Genomic DNA, 17393 nt, shown 5'->3' with positions numbered 1-17393 from the left:
GGAAGCCCACCTCAAGATGAGTGCTCTCATGGAGTTAATCCAGTAAGGTCACGGGCAGAACACCCGTTAATAGGCGCTAGGTGGAAGTGCAGTAATGTATGTAGCCAAGGCGTACTAACAGACCGAGGGCTTGACCTCATAATAACTTCTTTGATTCTTTTTCTTTATGCAGTCTTGAGGGTTTATTTACCTCACAGATTTCCGGGTGCCTATGGCTTCGTGGAACCACGCCGACTCCTTCCCGAACTCGGACGTGAAACGCGACTGCGGCGAAGATACTTGGAGGGTAGCCTCCTGGGAAAATAGCTCGGTGCCCGGTCACTATTTAAACACAAAAATTCTCCGGTTGCTCTTCATAGAACCGGGGAATTTTTGGTTTTTAGAGTTGGTCTATTTTAGCTATTTTAGAGTTGGTCTATTAGGGAGTTGTCCGCCTAATTGTTGATTTTTCCTGGATTATTAGAAAATCACAAATCTACTGTATTTTATACGGAATCCGGTTGTGATAGTAAAAAACCACACCCTGTTCTATGAGCGTTCCGTTAGGAAAGGGTTAGGAAAGGGTGGGGCTACACCGCATACGCATCAAGCTAAGGCTTCCATCCTTATGGGTTAAATGTTTTCAGGGATGGGGCCTCCCTGAAAACTATCCAGGTAATGGATGTGGCTGTCGATCAGGGATCGGGTCGTTTTTCGGGTTCGTTTTTGTTTGCAAAGCCGATTAATGTTCTTTTTCAAATCTTCTATAAGTCTGGATAAAGTGTTTTGTTGTATGGAGTCAGCTAATCGACCGAAGTGCGTAAACCATTTGATAGTCTTATCTAAACTAAGTTCTTGACCTAGGGACTCAAAAGCATACCAGTTGGCCCAACTACATAAGTCCGTAATTATCAGTAGACAAATTAATCGACCATAGAGCCAGCACAAAATGCGCTCGGGCCTTTTACCTTTTAATACATGAATAGATAATAAAGATTTCCATGTCTAAAAACCTTAACTCAATCTGCCACCTAATACGATAGATAGTTCCGACTACTTCTGCGGACCAAATTGAGTCAGGAACATTGGTGACGAACAGAGCAAATTCTAACAATGCTAGATGCTCTTGACTGGGAGTTCTACCCCGTTTTTTTGCTTGTTTTTTTGCCTCTTGGCGTCTCCGATTTACAACCGCTTCAGGTAATCGATACATAATGAGGCGAGCCTCCATTCTATTGGATTTTCCCAGATAGACTGGAAGTTCGATAACCGAACTTTTAGGAGAGCTTTGGTTGGCGTATTTACAAATATTAATAGCTTCAGAAGAATCGGGTTTTAAATAAACATCAGTACAATGGAGTAATCGACTGATAAAATAAGCATTTTTACCCTGAAGCTCTTGCAGGGCATCTAGTTTGAAGTATCCTAAGTCTCTGATAATCAGGTCTTTTTCCTGAACCCACTCCACAAAATCTTGGGCTCTGGATTGGTCGGGTATAGTAGATTTACTCATCTTAATCTGAGTAAATTTTTGAGTTTTTAATTCATAGACTACATCGAGTTTACCTGCCGCTTTACTCCCTGAACCCCCAGCTCCTTTAAATTGAGGAGCTAATTGTTCATGGAGCCTGAATTGGGTACTATCCTGAAGAAAAATCCTGGGAAAATGATTAAAGAGTTCTGGAGAAATATTTTGGTAAGATTTTTGGAGAGTTAGCAGGAGGGTCTCTTGAAAAATTCGTTGCAAATACTCAACGGACTCGTGCCGATTGACTCGCGTTTCTAAACCCTGAGAGGTTAAAGAAGCTTGGGGATTTATCTGGGCTAAACGTCCACATAATGCTGAATAAGATAAACTGGGTTCTTTTAACAGTTATACAGTCATTAACTGTAAAAAATTTTGGGGAGTCAATCTGGCACTGCTTCGGGTGATAAACCCGGTTTCTTTAGAGATTTGATTTGATTTATCTGAGTCAAATAACTGGTTAAGAGTTTCGGAAATGGCCGGGAGGTTTTCGGATAATTGAGTTAAACTCATCAGGATTTATGTTAGATTTTAGGTAGGCTAAATGAGAAAGTGCTATTTTAAAATCACAACCCAAATTCGGTCTAGTTTTTTAGAAAAATTTAAAGATTACTCAATTCCATAGAGAGCATATAGCCTCTAGCTCTAGGGACCACTTGGGAGCAATTCCTCCGGGACCCGGACTGGAAGAATGGCCCAAACAGCTTACCCGATTTGAGTTTGAGAAGTTAGCTTGATGCGTATGGGGCTACACCGACAAAGCCCGCCTGCGGGGGCTGCGTAGCGAAAACCGACTTTTACCAACCGGATTGGGTTTGATTAGAAAATCACAAATCTACTGTATTTTACTAATGAAAACTCAAACCAAGGATAGGAAATATAGGGAGTCTAAATGAATTGGACAATACTTTTGTCCGTTCTTTTGTCCGTGGGTGTATCTTGATCCATTTACTCTAGGGTGTCGGTACAGGAGAGGGAAGAACCCAGGTTTATTACCCCAAATTTTGGTGATTAGCAGCAGCAGTAATGGTTAATAAACCTTGTTTCTTGTCGTACTTTATCTAACTCAGCGCCTAAATTGAGAGGGGCTTCCATCGGCAAAAAGGGACCCGAAAAATTGGGGATTGTTGCTGATTTTTGGAAGGCCCAATCAGCGCTTTCATAGTCAGAAAGGGTTTTATCCGGATTTTGTCCAGAGGACTTGGGATTATAGTTGCACCCTTGGTGGAGCGGTGGGAATAAAAAATTTCTCCCACCGGACTAGACTCAAAACAAAAAACGTACTAGAATCCACCTCGGTTACATTTCTGTTACATTGTTATAGTCGCACAGCATCACGTTTTGGGGGCGTAGAAACCAGTGGGTCCGTTCAATCGCTTTTCCCTATCCCGGGATATGGGTATCGACCTCGGTACCGCAAATACCCTTGTTTATGTATCTGGTAAAGGTATTGTTCTGCAAGAACCCTCTGTGGTTGCCATTGATAAAGACGAAAAAGTGCCGTTAGCAGTGGGAGAGGACGCCAAAAAAATGCTGGGCCGGACGCCTGGAAATGTTATTGCTCTGCGTCCCCTGCGTGATGGCGTTATTGCAGATTTTGATACGGCTGAACTCATGCTCAAGCACTTTATCCGTCGGGTGCATGAGGGCAGAACCTTAGTCTCGCCGCGAATTGTCATCGGCATCCCCTCGGGAGTCACAGGGGTGGAACGCCGTGCTGTTATGGAGGCTGCTGCTCAAGCCGGAGCTAGGGATGTCTATTTAATTGATGAGCCGGTAGCAGCGGCGATCGGGGCGGGGTTACCCGTGGCGGAGCCAACGGGTAACCTGATTATCGATATTGGCGGAGGCACGACGGAAGTCGCCGTTCTGAGTTTGCAAGGAACCGTACTGAGTGAATCGGTGCGCGTGGCTGGAGATGAACTGAACGAAGCGATTATTCAGTACATGAAAAAGGTGCATAACCTGGTCATTGGGGAGCGCACTGCTGAGGATATCAAAATTCAGATTGGTTCAGCCTATCCGACTCATGAAGATGATGACTCCATGATGGAGGTGCGCGGCTTACACTTGCTTTCGGGGCTGCCCCGAACGGTCACGATCAAGGGACCGGAAATTCGGGAAAGTATGGCCGAGCCGCTAGCGGTTATTGTAGAAGCGGTAAAACGCACCTTAGAGCGAACCCCTCCGGAACTCGCGGCAGATATTATTGACCGAGGCATTATGTTGGCTGGGGGTGGCGCTTTATTGCGAGGGCTAGATACGCTGATTAGTCATGAGACTGGCATCGTGACTCATGTCGCTGCTGACCCCTTGAGCTGTGTTGTCCTCGGCACGGGCCGGGTTCTGGAAAACTTTAAACAGCTAGAACGGGTGTTTAGCGGTCGTTCTCGGAATATGTAAGGTCAGTTGATCCTTCTAAAGTATTCTCCATCGTCTGATTAAGACTGAAGTCTCTAAAAACTCCTAATGTACACATTACGTCGCTGGTGGGATCGGCATGGTTTACAAGTAGCACTGGTGGGTCTAACCATCTGTGCTGCTTTGGTTGTTCGGTACACTCAAGGTTCTGCTGTGCTTGAACTTTACCAATGGGCGACTCGACCCTTTGCGTCGAGTCCTACCCAACAAGAACAACTCACCAATGCTCGAACTCTGGAATTGCAAAACAAGGTCCAAGAACTTGAAAGCCAAAATGAAAAGCTCAAAGAACTCTTGAACTATGTTTCCCCGAATAAAAAAGAAGGGATCCTGGCTCCTATTGTTGGCCGTAGTGCAGACCATTGGTGGCAGCAGGTAACTTTGGGTCGAGGACGGGCAGATGGCATCAAAGAAAACTACATTGTCTCGGGTCCTGGTGGCTTGGTGGGACGAGTGATCGGCGTTACTGCTCATACCAGTCGGGTTTTGCTGATTAGTGACCCCAGTTCTCGGGTGGGGGTGACGATTAGTCGCAGCCGCCAAATGGGGGTGATGCGAGGACAATCGGCTTCTCGGGCGGTGATGGAGTTCTTTGAGAAGGTGCCTGATGTGAAGAAAGGGGATGTGGTTTCGACCTCTTCTTATTCCAAACTTTTCCCCCCAGGGGTACCGATCGGGCGGGTAGAGTCGGTGAATTTGAATAAAAGTCCAGCCCCAGAAGCGGTGATCGAGTTCACGGCTCCGATGAGCTTACTGGAGTGGGTGGTGGTTGACCCCTATGAAAAGCCTAGTTCTTCAGAGGATTCTGACGAACTGCAAAATTAGGAATGGTGATGAGAACATCTTCTTTTAGTTACGGGTCTCGGTTGTCTGGGGGAATGCGGTTCGTGATCAATGCCGCGATCGCCGTGGGTTCTGTCCTGTTGTGCTTGCTGCTACTCCCAACGCGCTTTCCCGGTATGGAACTCTTGGGGGTTGCTCCTAACTGGTTGTTGATTTGGGTTGTTGCTTGGAGCATCAAGCGCAAGCCGCTCCCTGGCGCTTTAGCCGGGGTGGTGTTGGGACTGCTGTTAGATGCGATGACTTCGGCAGAACCAACTCATGCGATTAGTCTAGGAGTTGTGGGATGTCTGACGGCTACTTTGCAAAAGCAAAAATATGTCCAGGAAGATTTTATCTCCGTGGCTCTGATTGTATTTGGAATGTCGATGTTGGCGGATACGATTCGGGCGTTGCAATTTAGTGCTCTGGGCGATCGCCCTTTGAGTGAAATTTGGGCCTACCACCAACCCCTCGCTCTGGCTTGCGCGATTCTCAGTAGTCTATGGGCACCTGTTATCTATTTTCCCCTGAATCGTCTGTGGGAACAGATGCAAGCTTTTGATCGCTCCTAGACTCCCGCTCTAAAATTAGAGTAACAGGTCCATCGTTAACGATATCTACCTCCATCATCGCCCCAAACTCGCCTGTTTCGACGGTTAAGCCACTTTCCCTTAATTTTTTAACAAATTTATCGTACAGTTCTTCGGCCATCCCTGGGGGTGCAGAACGGTCAAAGGAGGGGCGGCGACCTTTTCGACAGTCCCCGTAAAGGGTAAACTGACTGACGACTAACAGTTGCCCTTGGATATCCAAAACCGATTGATCCCACCGACTGCTATCGGCCTGTGGATCTGGAAATAACCGCAATTCTAAACACTTTCGCGCCATCCAGTCGAGTTCGGTCTCTGTATCCCGATCGCTGATGGCAACTAATAGATTAAGTCCGGGGCCGATTTTCCCGATAATTCGACCCTCGACAGTGACTTGAGAAGATTTAACGCGCTGGATAACGACTCGCATAGACTTGGATGGGGTGATGATGCATTGCCGATCGCCCAAAATATCCCTTCAATAAATAGGCAATCAAGGCGATCGCTCCTGTCTCTACAAATGCGATCGCCTCTTGACTCTACCATCAAAACCCTACCCTCTTTCCCGAGTCCTTCCCGCTATTTTCCAAACCCTTTGCCGCGAGAAGTCGAAGGCAGACACACACACTTGTTTAACTGCGATCGCAAGGCTTCCTTATCCAAATTCTGGCCGATGAACACCAATTGTGTCTTCGGTTGACCTTTCCACTCATCATCATCAATGGAGAAGCGTTTGCCGCTCAAGTGGAAAATATGACGGCGATCGCTCTCATCAAACCATAAAATCCCCTTCGCTCGAAATACCGTTGCCGGTAACTGATTATCTAAGAAATACTGAAACTGACGAATCGACAAGGGTTTATCGCTCTCGAACGAAATCGACGTAAACCCATCCATCTCCAAATGATTCGAGTGGTGATGATGTTCGTCATGGTGGTCATGCTCGCAATGACCGTGGTCATGGTCACAGCTAGAATGGTCATGATGGTCGTGATGATCATGATGGTCGTGATGATCATGATGGTCATGATCATGATCATGCTCCCCTTTCGAGGCGACTTGATCATCATTAAAATACTTATCCGACTCAAACAACCCGACACTGAGAATCAACGGAAGCGGGACCTGGGATTTCGTCGTCCGCAAAATTCTGGCATCAGCTTTAATATCCCGAATCTTGCACTCCAACAGATCCACATCGCCTTCATCGACGAGATCCACCTTGTTGAGCAAGATAATATCGCCATAAGCAATCTGACTGTATGCCGCTTGAGAATTAAACAGATCCAAACTGTAATTCTCTGAATCCACCAGGGTGACAATTGAATCTAAGCGAGTTAAGTCTCGCAGTTCTGTGCCTAAGAAAGTCAGGGCCACGGGTAGAGGGTCCGCGAGTCCGGTGGTTTCCACGACCAGATAATCGATCTGATCGGAACGCTCTAAAATCTTATAAACGGCATCGAGTAAATCGTTATTAATGGTGCAACAAATACAACCATTGCTTAATTCCACCATATCCTCGCCGGTGGAGACGATCAGTTCGTTATCGATGCCGACTTCCCCAAACTCGTTAACCAATACGGCAGTTTTCAGTCCCTGCTGATTGGTCAGGATATGGTTGAGTAACGTGGTCTTACCACTGCCAAGAAAGCCTGTAATGATGGTAACCGGCAGTCCGTATTTCGGGGCATCCATTGCCACGGACTCTGGGTTAGAGGTTGCTGTTGTCTGCATGGTTTATCAAATGGGGTCAAAAAATCTAAAGGGCTGGTTAGAAATTAATCTAATGAGTCATCCAGTTTGATTTTAGACGAAGATTGAGCCTTTCATCCCCAGAGATTGCAGATTAACACTTGGCTACAGGGGGTGTTAATTGCTGGACTGAGCTTTAGTGCCGATCGCAAATCCGCGACACCACTCCCTATTAGGCGGGTTTTGGACTAATTTCCAGCCTTTAACCTGGGTAAAACCGGCGGATTTTACCATTTGACCCAAACAGTACAAGGTGGGGACCCAGTAGTTGCTGGAATTTCCCGCATATTCATCATTGGGATAAAACTCCATCACCCGTTGCTGTCCGGGATATCCCTTGCCGAGCCCGCCTTGGTAGGGACTAAAATCATCGAGAATTGCAGATTCGATGTAAATTTCGCCATCACAGAGGGCGGATAACTTATCGAGGGCCAGTAGGGGGTATCGGAGGTGGTAAAGGGTTCCGAAAAAGAAGATCACATCAAAGCGGCCTAATTCTGACTCACTGAGCTCATACACGGATTTTTCTAGGCGTTGACAGATGGTTTCGTCAAACCCGAGTGCTTCTCGACACAAATCGAAGGTTTCCCAAGCGCGGCGATCGCGTTGATCCAACCGTCCCAGATAGTCCGAAAAATCATCGATCGCCACCACCTCCCGGGCACCGCGTTTGAGGGCCTCAAATGTCCAGTAGCCATCCCAGGCCCCCACATCTAAGACTCGTTTTCCGCTCAGGTCCTCTGGGACGCCATACATTTCTGGATTGTGGGGATTATCTCCGGGGGTGACAATTCCCCCCGGCAACTCAATTTTGTGATACCAAAAGGGGAACGATGCCACTCGTGCTTGTAGCGTGGGGGACGCTGTTTCTGGGACCGGAATTACGCCCTCTTTAACATTAAACCCTAAATAATGTAGAGGCGATTCGCGAATCGCCTCTACATTATTTAGGGGAGATTCTCCAAATATAGGCAAGTCTTGTGGGAGAGAGGGTACCGTTACCGGGTTTGACGGTTGGGGGGGATTGGATGGAAACATCACCTCTAGTAACTGAACGACAATCTGTTTCCAACTGAAGCGATCGCGTACAAATTGAGGACCCGCAATTCGCACCTGTTCTCGCCAATTGGGTTGAGAAATCAGTTGTTCCATTAAAGCAATACAACAATCCCAATCGGGAGCCAAAAAATGGCGCATTTCCCCCCGAGATTCCACCGATTTAACTTCACTTTTAATCTGGAGGGCAAAATCAGGGTGGGTAAATTCATCAGTGGGTCCGCCTTCGGTACAAATGACGGGCAATCCACAGGCGACTGCCTCTAAAACCGGCAAATTAAATCCTTCAGCGGAATAGGGAGATAGATAGCCATCGGCAGCTTGATAGTAGCGAATCAGTTCAGAACTGGATAACGGGTCGCCGATATAGGTCAAGCGGGCGTTAAATTCTGCTAATTCGCGTTCCGTTAAAATCTTTTTCGCCGTCAACGTAATGGATTCCCAAGATTTGTAAATTAAATCAGATCCTTTTAAGACTAAGCGAGCTTTGGGATATTTTTGGATTATTTTGGTAAAGCAAAAAATGATGGGAAAAATTCCTTTTTCCAGGGTCATGCTACTAACATTTAAAAAAATAAATTCATCCTCTTGCCATCCCAATTCTTTTCTTAAAGCGACCCGGTTGTCCTTGGGTATGGGTTTGTAAAGGCTAGTATCGACTCCGAGGGGGATGGTAACGACACGATTGGGGTCAGCACCACTGCGGAGAAAACCCGCTTTAGACCATTGAGAAGAAGTAATAATGACGGTATTAGAATTTTGATGTAAATCTTCAAGAGACTTACCGGGATTTAATCGTAAAAGTTCTTGCGGGACAATTCCCCATTCTGTGGTGCCAAATAAATAGGTGCGCTCGCTGTGGAGGGCTGATTTAAAATTAAAGGGACTATACATCCGCAGGGTGGCATCGGCAAATAGGTTCGGGGGTGGGGGTGCGATCACCCGTAAAGCCGATTCTGATTCAGCATCAAATAAACCCTGTGCCGGTTGAGAATTTTGGTCTGCAAAGGGAATATCTTGGTGAAACAGCTCTAAGTTCGGATATTTGAGCATTTCCAAGAGTTGAAATTGATTGGCGATCGCATAAGAATGGGTCTGGAATCGCCAACCTTCGACTATCAATTTTCCAGTTACTGTAGTCGTTTGAGGCGGATGGATTGCCGGTGCAGTGAAAGAGGGGTTAGATGGGAGAGTCAGGACCGTTAAATACTGGTCTACAACCTGCTTCCATGTGTAGCGATCGCCCACCCATTTCGGCGCTGCTTGTCTGGCTTTTTCCCGCAATTCCGGTTGCTCGATAATCTGCTCCATCAAATGAATTAAATGCTCTACATCAGGAGCAACCACAAATCCCATTTCCCCTGATTCCAACTGCCGCTTTTCTAATTGGCTTTGAATCGGAAATGCAAAATCTGGATGAATAAAATCATCCGTCGGTCCCCCTTGGGTGCAAATCACAGGTAATCCACAAGCTGCTGCCTCTAAAACCGGCAAATTAAATCCTTCCGCTAGATAGGGAGACACATAAGCATCGGCAATTTGATATAACGCCGCTAAATCCGCACAAGATAGATTTTTGCCAATATAGGTTAATCGTTCTTGAACCCTTTTTTGCTCAGTTGCAGTGAGAGTATGACGGCAAATTCTGGCAATTTCTTGGCGGGCTTCAAACAGATAATCTCGACCTTTTAAAATTAATCTAGCTTCGGGAAATTTTTCAACAATGGGGGCGAATGCTTTTAATAATCGCGCCATCCCGTGGCGGTTATTAAAGAGTAATCCATTGGTGAAAAAGACAAAATTTTCTTCCAGTCCAAATTGCTGCCGTAAAGCTAGACGTTTTTCTGGAGATGCCGGTTGGTAGAAGTAAGGGTCTACACCCAGGGGAATCACCACCACGCGCTCAGGGTCTGCACCACTGCGGATAAATCCATCCCTGGACCAATGGGATGCGGTCACAATAATTGTATCGGAATTCTGATGAGCCTCTTGGAATGAGGAGATTTTCATTCCCCGCAAGATAGACTGAGGCACAATTCCCCATTCTGTACAGCCAAACATGACGGTGCGTTGAGCGGTGGAAGGGGCTAAATTAAATGGACAATAGACACGAAGGATGGCATCGGCAGATTGATCCGCTGAGGGTTGGGGAATCGAGTGTAACTTGGGTTCTCTGGAATCTCCCAATAATCCACTGACGGGTTGCCAATTGTCGGTAACGTAAGGCATATCCCGGTGAAAGACCTGGATTTCTGGGCGATCGAGGAGTTCTAAGAGGAGAAACTGATTGATCAGAGAATAAGAGTGGGGAAGAAAACGCCAGCCTTCAACAATAATCCGCATGAGTTTTAAATGCTAGTGCGATCGCGCCACGGTCCATCGCGACATGATAAACGATAGAATCAGTTAAGTCATTCAGTCAACCTCTTTTAGGCCAGTCTGTTTTGGGATGAAGTGTCTGCAAAACCCCGACTGACTCTTGACTGGAGTGATTCCTGCATCAAGCACTACCGTTTTACTGTTTTCTATCTTTCAATTATGACCTTAACGCTGTACAACACCCTCACCCGTCGTCAGGAACCGTTTATCCCGTTTGAACCCGGTCAGGTGCGGATGTATTGTTGTGGGGTTACGGTCTACGATTATTGCCACCTCGGTCACGCCCGGTCCTATATTATCTGGGATATTCTGCGCCGCTATCTGCAATGGCGGGGATATGCTGTGCGTTATGTGCAGAATTTTACCGATATTGATGACAAAATCCTCAACCGCGCCAGACAGGAAGGGTCATCAATGGAAGAAGTGGCCGATCGCTACACTCAAGCTTATTTTGAAGATATGGCAAGGCTGAATGTCCTCGAAGCCGATGCCTATCCCCGCGCTACTCATACCTTAGATGGGATTAAGCGTTTAATCGCGCAGTTGGAACAAAAAGGCTTTGCCTATCCTGCCGGTGGCGATGTCTATTACAAGGTGCGTGAGTTTGCCAACTATGGGAAACTCTCGGGACGGCAGTTGGCGGAAATGCAAGCGGGGGCCAGTGGCCGCGTGGAGGCGGAGGACCCGGAGGAGTTGAAAAAGCAAGACCCGTTTGATTTTGCCTTGTGGAAGGCGGCTAAACCGGGGGAACCGTCTTGGGAATCCCCTTGGGGTGCCGGACGTCCAGGATGGCATATTGAATGTTCGGCGATGGTCCGCGAGGTGTTGGGAGAGACGATTGATATTCATGTGGGGGGTGCGGATTTAATTTTCCCTCACCATGAGAATGAAATTGCTCAATCGGAAGCGGTGACGGGTCAAGCTTTAGCGAAATATTGGCTCCATAATGGCATGGTGGCGGTGAATGGGGAAAAAATGTCCAAGTCTTTGGGCAATTTTACGACGATTCGCCAGTTGCTGGATCAAGGGGGGGTAGACCCGATGGCGCTGCGGTTGTTTGTGCTGCAAGCGAATTATCGCAAACCGTTGGACTTTACCGATGAGGCGATCGCCAGTGCGGAAAATGGCTGGACCACCCTAAAAGATGGGTTACGGTTTGGTTATGAGTATGGCAGTCAGGTGGGTTGGGATTTGGATTCAGGGGCGATCGCACCGGAATCGGATGCGATCGTCGAACGATTTCAGATGGCGATGAATGATGACTTGAATACCCCCTCAGCTTTGGCGGTGTTGTTTGAATTGGCGAAGGAATTACGTCGTCAAGGCAATATTTGGGTTCATGAAGGGAAACCGGATATGGACCCGCAACAGTTACATCACCAATGGGTTACCTTGCGGGAGTTAGGGAAGGTTCTGGGGTTGGAAGTCAATCCAGTGGCAGAAAATTCGACACCGGAACCCGGAGGATTGAGCGATCGGGAGATTGAATCCCTGATTCAGGACCGACTGGCGGCGCGTCAGGGGAAAAACTTTGCTGAAGCCGATCGCATTCGGAATCAACTGCAAGAACTCGGGATTACGTTAATTGATAAACCTGGAGGTGTCACCCAATGGCATCGCAACTAAAGGGTTGTTCGGTTTTAAATGTAGAGGCGATTCGCGAATCGCCTCTACATTTAAGGCTTCATGTTAAAGATTGCGTAAGTCCTGGGGTTGTTTGGTGTAACTTTAGGGAATCAAGTCTTGTGCCGATTTCCTAACGGAACCCTACGCGATCGCCGTTTTCACCGCAATGGAAAAAGGCGATCGTCTCATCTATAACCCCTGTTAATCAAGCCTTTATCTGAAATTACCTATGTCCCCCTCGCGGATTAAAATTTCTCTAACAACCCTGTTGCTGATTTTCACCCTGGGTTTACTGGTGATATTGCTCTGGCAACTGCGGAGTTTGTTGATTACCCTGATGGTTTCTGTCGTCCTGGCTGCTTCCATCTCTCCCGTGGTCAATTGGGCGGAAAAATGGCATATTCCCCGCTGGATTGCCACAATTATTACTTACCTTACTCTGATTGGCGGGTTAACCGGGGTGGTGTTATTAATTGGACCGACGGCTTTGGATCAAATTCAGCGGTTAATTCGTCAGCTTCCCTCTTATTTGGAAACGTTACGGTTAATTGCTGAAGATTTAGCGGCTAGATTGATTGATACGCCACCGGAGTTTGTGCGGCAGTTTTTTGATACCCAATCTGTAACCACTTGGGGAATTCGCTCAACTCAACAACTGGTACTGCGTTCTTATGGATTAACCCGAGGGTTACTAGGCGGTGTCGTGACCCTGATTTTATCTATCTTTATTTCTGGTTATATGGTGGCGGATAGTCACAGTTTAATTAAGAGTCTGGTTCAGCTATTTCCGAAACCTTGGGATGAGCGTTTGGAGACTCAGGTGATGCCGATTAGTCAGCGGATGGGGGGATATATTCGAGGTCGAGTGTTGGTTTCGGCGCTGTTGGCGGTGGCAACGAGCGTGGGATTGAGTGCGTTAGGGTTAGGGGAGTTTGCCTTGGGTTTGGGGGCGATCGCCGGAGTGACTAATTTAATTCCCTTTTTAGGGCCGATTTTAGGGGCAATTCCGGCGCTGATTGTGGCAGTGTCTCAAGGCGGATGGTTGTTTCTGTCGGTGTTAATTTTATTTGTGGTGATCCAGAATGTGGAAACTTATGTTTTAGATCCGTTATTGGTGGGGTCTTCTGTGGGAGTCCACCCCCTCTATCAGTTACTCTCGGTGATTGGTGGGGTGCAAGTTTTGGGAATTGTCGGTGCTTTAATCGTTCCGCCTTGGGTTGCCGGAGGTGCAGCATTAGTGGAAAATTTATATTTAAAACCGAAACTGAGGGCAGAAGCCGTGGGGACTCCCGAGGCGATCGGCCCAACTTCGACGCAGGGGGAGTCGAGTTTGGCACAGCATCCAACTTCCTGAGTCTAAGGGCAGTCATTTGTCATTTGTCATTTGTCATTTGTCATTTGTCATTTGTCATTTGTCCTTTGTCATTTGTCATTTGTCATTTGTCATTTGTCATTTGTCCTTTGGATTACTGAATACTCAGGACCAATCACCAATCACCAATCACCAATGACCAACAACCAATGACCAATGACCAATGACAAAGGACCAACAACCAATGACCAACAACCAACAACCAATGACCAATGACCAATGACCAATGACTTGTAGCGTTCTTCTTTGTTTTGGTGTAAATTATACCTCAATCCATAAAAGCTTGCCAGGAGAATTTAACCCAAAGAGTTGATCGGGGTTAAAACTCAGCGAGTAAGAGCAAATTAACAGGCAGACTAAGATGAGACAATGGCGAATCATCATGAAGCTATCTCCGCATCGAATCGTCAGTATTTATCTATTGATTAGCGCCTTATGGATTGTCGGTTCCGATCGCATTATAGCGTTTGTATTTCGGCAGCCTGGGATTGAAGATATCACTCATTTGCAAACCATTAAGGGGTGCGTGTATGTGACGGTGGTGGCGATTATTCTCTACTATGCGATCGTCCGCTATACCTCGGAAATTAATCAGTCTAAAAAGCAGCTAGAATTCAATGAGCGGCGACTCGATGCGATTATTGAAACAAACGCCGATGGAATTTTAGTCTTTGATAGTAATGGGCGGATTACCCTGACTAATGCAGCAGCACAAAAGCATTTAGGACTGCCTCGGCAAGAGATGATCGGATGTCGATACAATGAACCGATTTGGCAAATTCAACCGTTAGATGCGCGGGGTTTACCTGAAAATCAACTCCCGTTTTTGCAGGTGATGCGAAAGGGACGACCCGCTTATGAAATGGAGTATGCGATCGCCCGTCGAGATGGTAGCCAAATTTTTGTCTCCATTAATGCCGCCCCCTTGTACGATCGCCAGGGTCAGCTTGATGGAGTCGTCGCCGCTATCACTGACATTACCCAACATAAACAAGCCGAAGCGGTGGCCCGAGCTCGGGATATTGCTGAAGCTAGAAATCGAGCCAAAAGTGAATTTTTGGCGCAAATGAGCCATGAAATTAGAACGCCCTTAAATTCGATTTTAGGGCTGTCTCAAATGTTACAACGAGAAATTTTTGGCAGCCTGAATCCTAAACAAAAAGAATATATTAGCCGGATTAAAAGTAGCGGCGACCATTTATTAGAACTGATTAATGATATTTTAGATTTATCCAAAGTAGAAGCAGGCAAAGAAGAATTAAAATTTAGTGAAATTCCCGTTCCTGAAATTTGTAAATATTGCCTAAAAGTCATGCAAGAACGGGCGGTAGACCGGGGATTAAGACTAACCAGTAGAATTGACCCCAAAATCCGAGTTTGCATTGCCGATGAACGCCGTCTCAAACAAATGCTGCTCAATCTACTTTCCAATGCGATTAAATTCACCCCGAGAGGGGAAGTTTCCTTAATTGTTGAACAACAGCCTGGAGGCATTGGATTTACCGTCATCGATACAGGAATCGGCATTTCTGAAGAGCATTTACCCCTGGTATTTGACCCATTTCGCCAACTGGATACGGACCTGAACCATAACATCCAAGGGACGGGATTGGGATTAGCACTGACGCGAGATTTAGCGCAGTTACATGGGGGGGATGTGCTGGTTAGTTCGACCTTGGGGGTGGGGAGTCGGTTTACAATTATTTTACCCGATCCGCCTCCGGGATATGTTCCAACGGTCCCGAGTGATGAGCTTCCGGCAATTGTCATTCCCGAAGCAGGCGATCGCAAAGGTCGGATTTTAATCGTGGATTATGATGGGTCGAGTACCTTATTGTTGCAAGACTATTTACAAGCCGTGGGACATCATGTCAAAGTGATTGGCTACAGCGCCAATTTTCTGGAAGAAGTGTTTTCCTTTGACCCCTATTTAATTTTATTGGATGTCCAGTTTGCTCATTTGGCGATGGGGTTGCAATTAGTCGCAGAGTTACGCAAAAACCCCAATGTGCAACATTTGCCAGTGGTGGTAGTGACAGCAATGGCAATGTCAGGCGATCGGGAACGCTGCCTCGCCGCAGGCGCAACGGATTATTTAAGCAAACCCATACAGTTAGAAGTGTTAGATGAAATGCTGTTACGCTATATCCCGCCAATCGTTTAACATTTTATTTAACCAGAAAGTTTATCATTGTCAGCCAACTTTCGGACGGAGAAAAATGCTTATTGGCGTTAATCGGGGATTTAGCAAGACCCTTGGCGATCGCCAACCCCAACCCCCAGCAAAATCCCCTCCAAGGTAGCGGATTCGTCATCATTAATGAAATAGAATTACATCTTTATCCCCGGTGGCAACGGGGAATAATTCCCGCCTTAACCCGAACCTTTCCCAACTGCCAGTTTATCGTGACCACTCATTCTCCCCAAGTGATTAGTGATGTAGAATGGGTCCAACTTTTAAAAATAACATCGGCAGGAATCGTCATTGAGCGCCTGCGGTCCTTTGACAAAGATAGTAATCGCATTCTGGAAACCCTGATGGGGACTCCCGAACGTCCCCCAGAAATCGAAGAAAAGTTTCAGCAACTCTTTCGGGTGATTGATAGGGGAGAATTAGACAACGCTCGCCAATGGCGTCAACAGCTTGCCGAACGAGTCGGAGAAAACGATCCCACCTTCGTGCGCGCAGATGGACTCATTCGCCAAAAAGAAATTCTGAATCGTGACACTCTCAATCACGTCAAGACCATTGTAAGCGATTTACTCCCAAGCACCCTAATCCTGGAATCCAGCATCACCCTTCCCCCTGGAACTGTTATTCTACCTCGAATGAGTCCCGTTAGCGGCTACATCTGGGTTGACAGTCCTGAAAATTCTACCAGAAATTGCCAAGGATTTATACTCATTTGTCTCACCCAACTTTATCATAACTTTGCACAGATTGCCCGAAAGTTAGTCCCATTTTTATAAAACTTGTCTATACTAGAAGTAGATAGAGAAGAAAAGCGGATTCTTTATCGGGGATCAACGCAAACCGAGGGTTACTACGATGCAAACACTACGGGAATCTCCGGAAACGAGCTATGGTATCAGCTTTGCTTTAGAAAAGATTGACTCCATTGTGCTGGATGTATTTAAGCCGTTCTTTAACAATTTACCCCTAGACCCCTATATCAAAGGCAACTACAGATTGCGCCGGTTGTCCCGGTTTAAACTGAGGGATAATGAGTTAATTCACCTGCCTCATGGGTATTTGTACCAGAGTAAAGATTACAATCCCGTTGTCGGCGGTGTCAAGCGGCAGTTTGAGGAATTGGATGAGGAACTGATTGCGCTGTATGAGTTTAAGAAACTGGTGCAGGAAGTGAGTCATTACTGCAAGTTAAAACCGGGGGTGGAAATCGGGGTGCATCAAATTCGGACTACCTGTTCCCCGAAAAACTATGGGAACCCGGCACCCGAAGGGATTCATCAAGATGGTGCGGATTTTGTGGCGATTTTCTCTTGCGATCGCCAGAATATCCAAGGGGGAGGCACTCATCTGTATATGGCACGTCGGGAAAAACCCGTGTTTACGAAGGTTCTCTATCCCGGGGAATTGTTACTCGTCAACGATCGCGATTTCTTCCACTTCACTACCCCGATTAAACCCCTAGAAGCAGGGGTGGGGACTCGGGATGTATTTGTTCTCACTTCTCCCAGTTTACTGGTTGATTTTGAAGAGTAAACTCATGTACTGGCGATTCTCGAATCGCCTCTACAGGAGAATTGAGGATGTACTGGCGATTCTTGAATCGCTTCTACAGGAGAATTGATGATGTACTGGCGATTCTTGAATCGCTTCTACAGGAGAATTGAGGATGTACTGGCG

At 46.7% G+C, this 17393-nt stretch carries 12 protein-coding genes and 2 rRNA genes; 10 read left to right on the top strand and 4 right to left on the bottom strand.

All coding sequences use genetic code 11. The features are described 5' to 3' along the window. Both NG833_RS07515 and rrf read left to right on the top strand, forming a co-directional pair. Nucleotides 1-138, top strand: a 23S ribosomal RNA gene (locus tag NG833_RS07515); the annotation flags it as partial. A 63-nt stretch (nt 139-201) separates the two neighbouring features. After that, nucleotides 202-319 (top strand): 5S ribosomal RNA (gene rrf, locus NG833_RS07510). A gap of 624 nt (nt 320-943) precedes the next feature. Here the strand turns inward: rrf and NG833_RS07505 are convergent. Next, nucleotides 944-1852: an IS4 family transposase gene (locus tag NG833_RS07505; RefSeq protein WP_256555858.1), complete on the bottom strand. Its 909-nt coding sequence runs from the start codon at nt 1850-1852 to the stop codon at nt 944-946. Between the two features lie 1047 nt (nt 1853-2899). Here NG833_RS07505 and NG833_RS07500 point away from each other — a divergent pair. The 3 genes from NG833_RS07500 to mreD all read left to right on the top strand — a co-directional run bounded on the left by NG833_RS07500 (nt 2900) and on the right by mreD (nt 5319). After that, nucleotides 2900-3907 carry a rod shape-determining protein gene (locus tag NG833_RS07500; protein WP_015151693.1) on the top strand — a complete coding sequence of 336 codons (1008 nt, stop codon included), beginning with the start codon at nt 2900-2902 and terminating at the stop codon, nt 3905-3907. A 66-nt stretch (nt 3908-3973) separates the two neighbouring features. Continuing rightward, nucleotides 3974-4750 carry a rod shape-determining protein MreC gene (mreC, locus tag NG833_RS07495; RefSeq protein WP_254564678.1) on the top strand — a complete coding sequence of 259 codons (777 nt, stop codon included), beginning with the start codon at nt 3974-3976 and terminating at the stop codon, nt 4748-4750. Nucleotides 4751-4758: 8 nt separating this feature from the next. Beyond that, nucleotides 4759-5319, top strand: a complete 561-nt coding sequence (mreD, locus tag NG833_RS07490) for a rod shape-determining protein MreD (protein WP_254564677.1) — start codon at nt 4759-4761, stop codon at nt 5317-5319. Here the strand turns inward: mreD and dtd are convergent. The 3 genes from dtd to NG833_RS07475 all read right to left on the bottom strand — a co-directional run bounded on the left by dtd (nt 5261) and on the right by NG833_RS07475 (nt 10488). After that, complete coding sequence (dtd, locus tag NG833_RS07485; RefSeq protein WP_254564676.1) at nt 5261-5767, bottom strand: D-aminoacyl-tRNA deacylase; 507 nt, start codon at nt 5765-5767, stop codon at nt 5261-5263. The genes mreD and dtd overlap by 59 nt on opposite strands. Nucleotides 5768-5916: 149 nt before the next feature. After that, complete coding sequence (locus NG833_RS07480) at nt 5917-7071, bottom strand: GTP-binding protein (protein WP_254564675.1); 1155 nt, start codon at nt 7069-7071, stop codon at nt 5917-5919. A gap of 135 nt (nt 7072-7206) precedes the next feature. Then, nucleotides 7207-10488: a glycosyltransferase gene (locus tag NG833_RS07475; RefSeq protein WP_254564674.1), complete on the bottom strand. Its 3282-nt coding sequence runs from the start codon at nt 10486-10488 to the stop codon at nt 7207-7209. A 195-nt stretch (nt 10489-10683) separates the two neighbouring features. Here NG833_RS07475 and cysS point away from each other — a divergent pair, with 195 nt between their 5' ends. The 5 genes from cysS to NG833_RS07450 all read left to right on the top strand — a co-directional run bounded on the left by cysS (nt 10684) and on the right by NG833_RS07450 (nt 17249). Next, nucleotides 10684-12150 carry a cysteine--tRNA ligase gene (gene cysS / locus NG833_RS07470; RefSeq protein WP_254564673.1) on the top strand — a complete coding sequence of 489 codons (1467 nt, stop codon included), beginning with the start codon at nt 10684-10686 and terminating at the stop codon, nt 12148-12150. A 229-nt stretch (nt 12151-12379) separates the two neighbouring features. Further along, on the top strand, nt 12380-13504 hold the full coding sequence (locus tag NG833_RS07465) for an AI-2E family transporter (RefSeq protein ID WP_254564672.1): 1125 nt from the start codon (nt 12380-12382) through the stop codon (nt 13502-13504). A 400-nt stretch (nt 13505-13904) separates the two neighbouring features. Further along, nucleotides 13905-15686 carry a PAS domain-containing hybrid sensor histidine kinase/response regulator gene (locus NG833_RS07460; RefSeq protein ID WP_254564671.1) on the top strand — a complete coding sequence of 594 codons (1782 nt, stop codon included), beginning with the start codon at nt 13905-13907 and terminating at the stop codon, nt 15684-15686. 23 nt (nt 15687-15709) lie between these two features. Beyond that, nucleotides 15710-16492: an AAA family ATPase gene (locus NG833_RS07455; protein ID WP_309143838.1), complete on the top strand. Its 783-nt coding sequence runs from the start codon at nt 15710-15712 to the stop codon at nt 16490-16492. Between the two features lie 79 nt (nt 16493-16571). Beyond that, nucleotides 16572-17249, top strand: a complete 678-nt coding sequence (locus tag NG833_RS07450) for a 2OG-Fe dioxygenase family protein (RefSeq protein ID WP_254564669.1) — start codon at nt 16572-16574, stop codon at nt 17247-17249. Nucleotides 17250-17393: the final 144 nt, after the last annotated feature.

It is taken from the genome of Oscillatoria sp. HE19RPO (assembly GCF_024220515.1).
Classification (GTDB): domain Bacteria; phylum Cyanobacteriota; class Cyanobacteriia; order Cyanobacteriales; family Laspinemataceae; genus Laspinema.
This window is presented reverse-complemented; position numbering and strand designations above follow the sequence as displayed.

Bases quoted from the DNA above. Each gene is read 5' to 3' on its own strand.
- cysS (WP_254564673.1), top strand. From the start codon at position 10,684: ATGACCTTAACGCTGTACAACACCCTCACCCGTCGTCAGGAACCGTTT.
- mreD (WP_254564677.1), top strand. From the start codon at position 4,759: ATGAGAACATCTTCTTTTAGTTACGGGTCTCGGTTGTCTGGGGGAATG.
- NG833_RS07500 (WP_015151693.1), top strand. From the start codon at position 2,900: ATGGGTATCGACCTCGGTACCGCAAATACCCTTGTTTATGTATCTGGT.
- NG833_RS07460 (WP_254564671.1), top strand. From the start codon at position 13,905: ATGAAGCTATCTCCGCATCGAATCGTCAGTATTTATCTATTGATTAGC.
- NG833_RS07465 (WP_254564672.1), top strand. From the start codon at position 12,380: ATGTCCCCCTCGCGGATTAAAATTTCTCTAACAACCCTGTTGCTGATT.
- mreC (WP_254564678.1), top strand. From the start codon at position 3,974: ATGTACACATTACGTCGCTGGTGGGATCGGCATGGTTTACAAGTAGCA.
- NG833_RS07475 (WP_254564674.1), bottom strand. From the start codon at position 10,488: ATGCGGATTATTGTTGAAGGCTGGCGTTTTCTTCCCCACTCTTATTCT.
- NG833_RS07450 (WP_254564669.1), top strand. From the start codon at position 16,572: ATGCAAACACTACGGGAATCTCCGGAAACGAGCTATGGTATCAGCTTT.
- dtd (WP_254564676.1), bottom strand. From the start codon at position 5,767: ATGCGAGTCGTTATCCAGCGCGTTAAATCTTCTCAAGTCACTGTCGAG.
- NG833_RS07480 (WP_254564675.1), bottom strand. From the start codon at position 7,071: ATGCAGACAACAGCAACCTCTAACCCAGAGTCCGTGGCAATGGATGCC.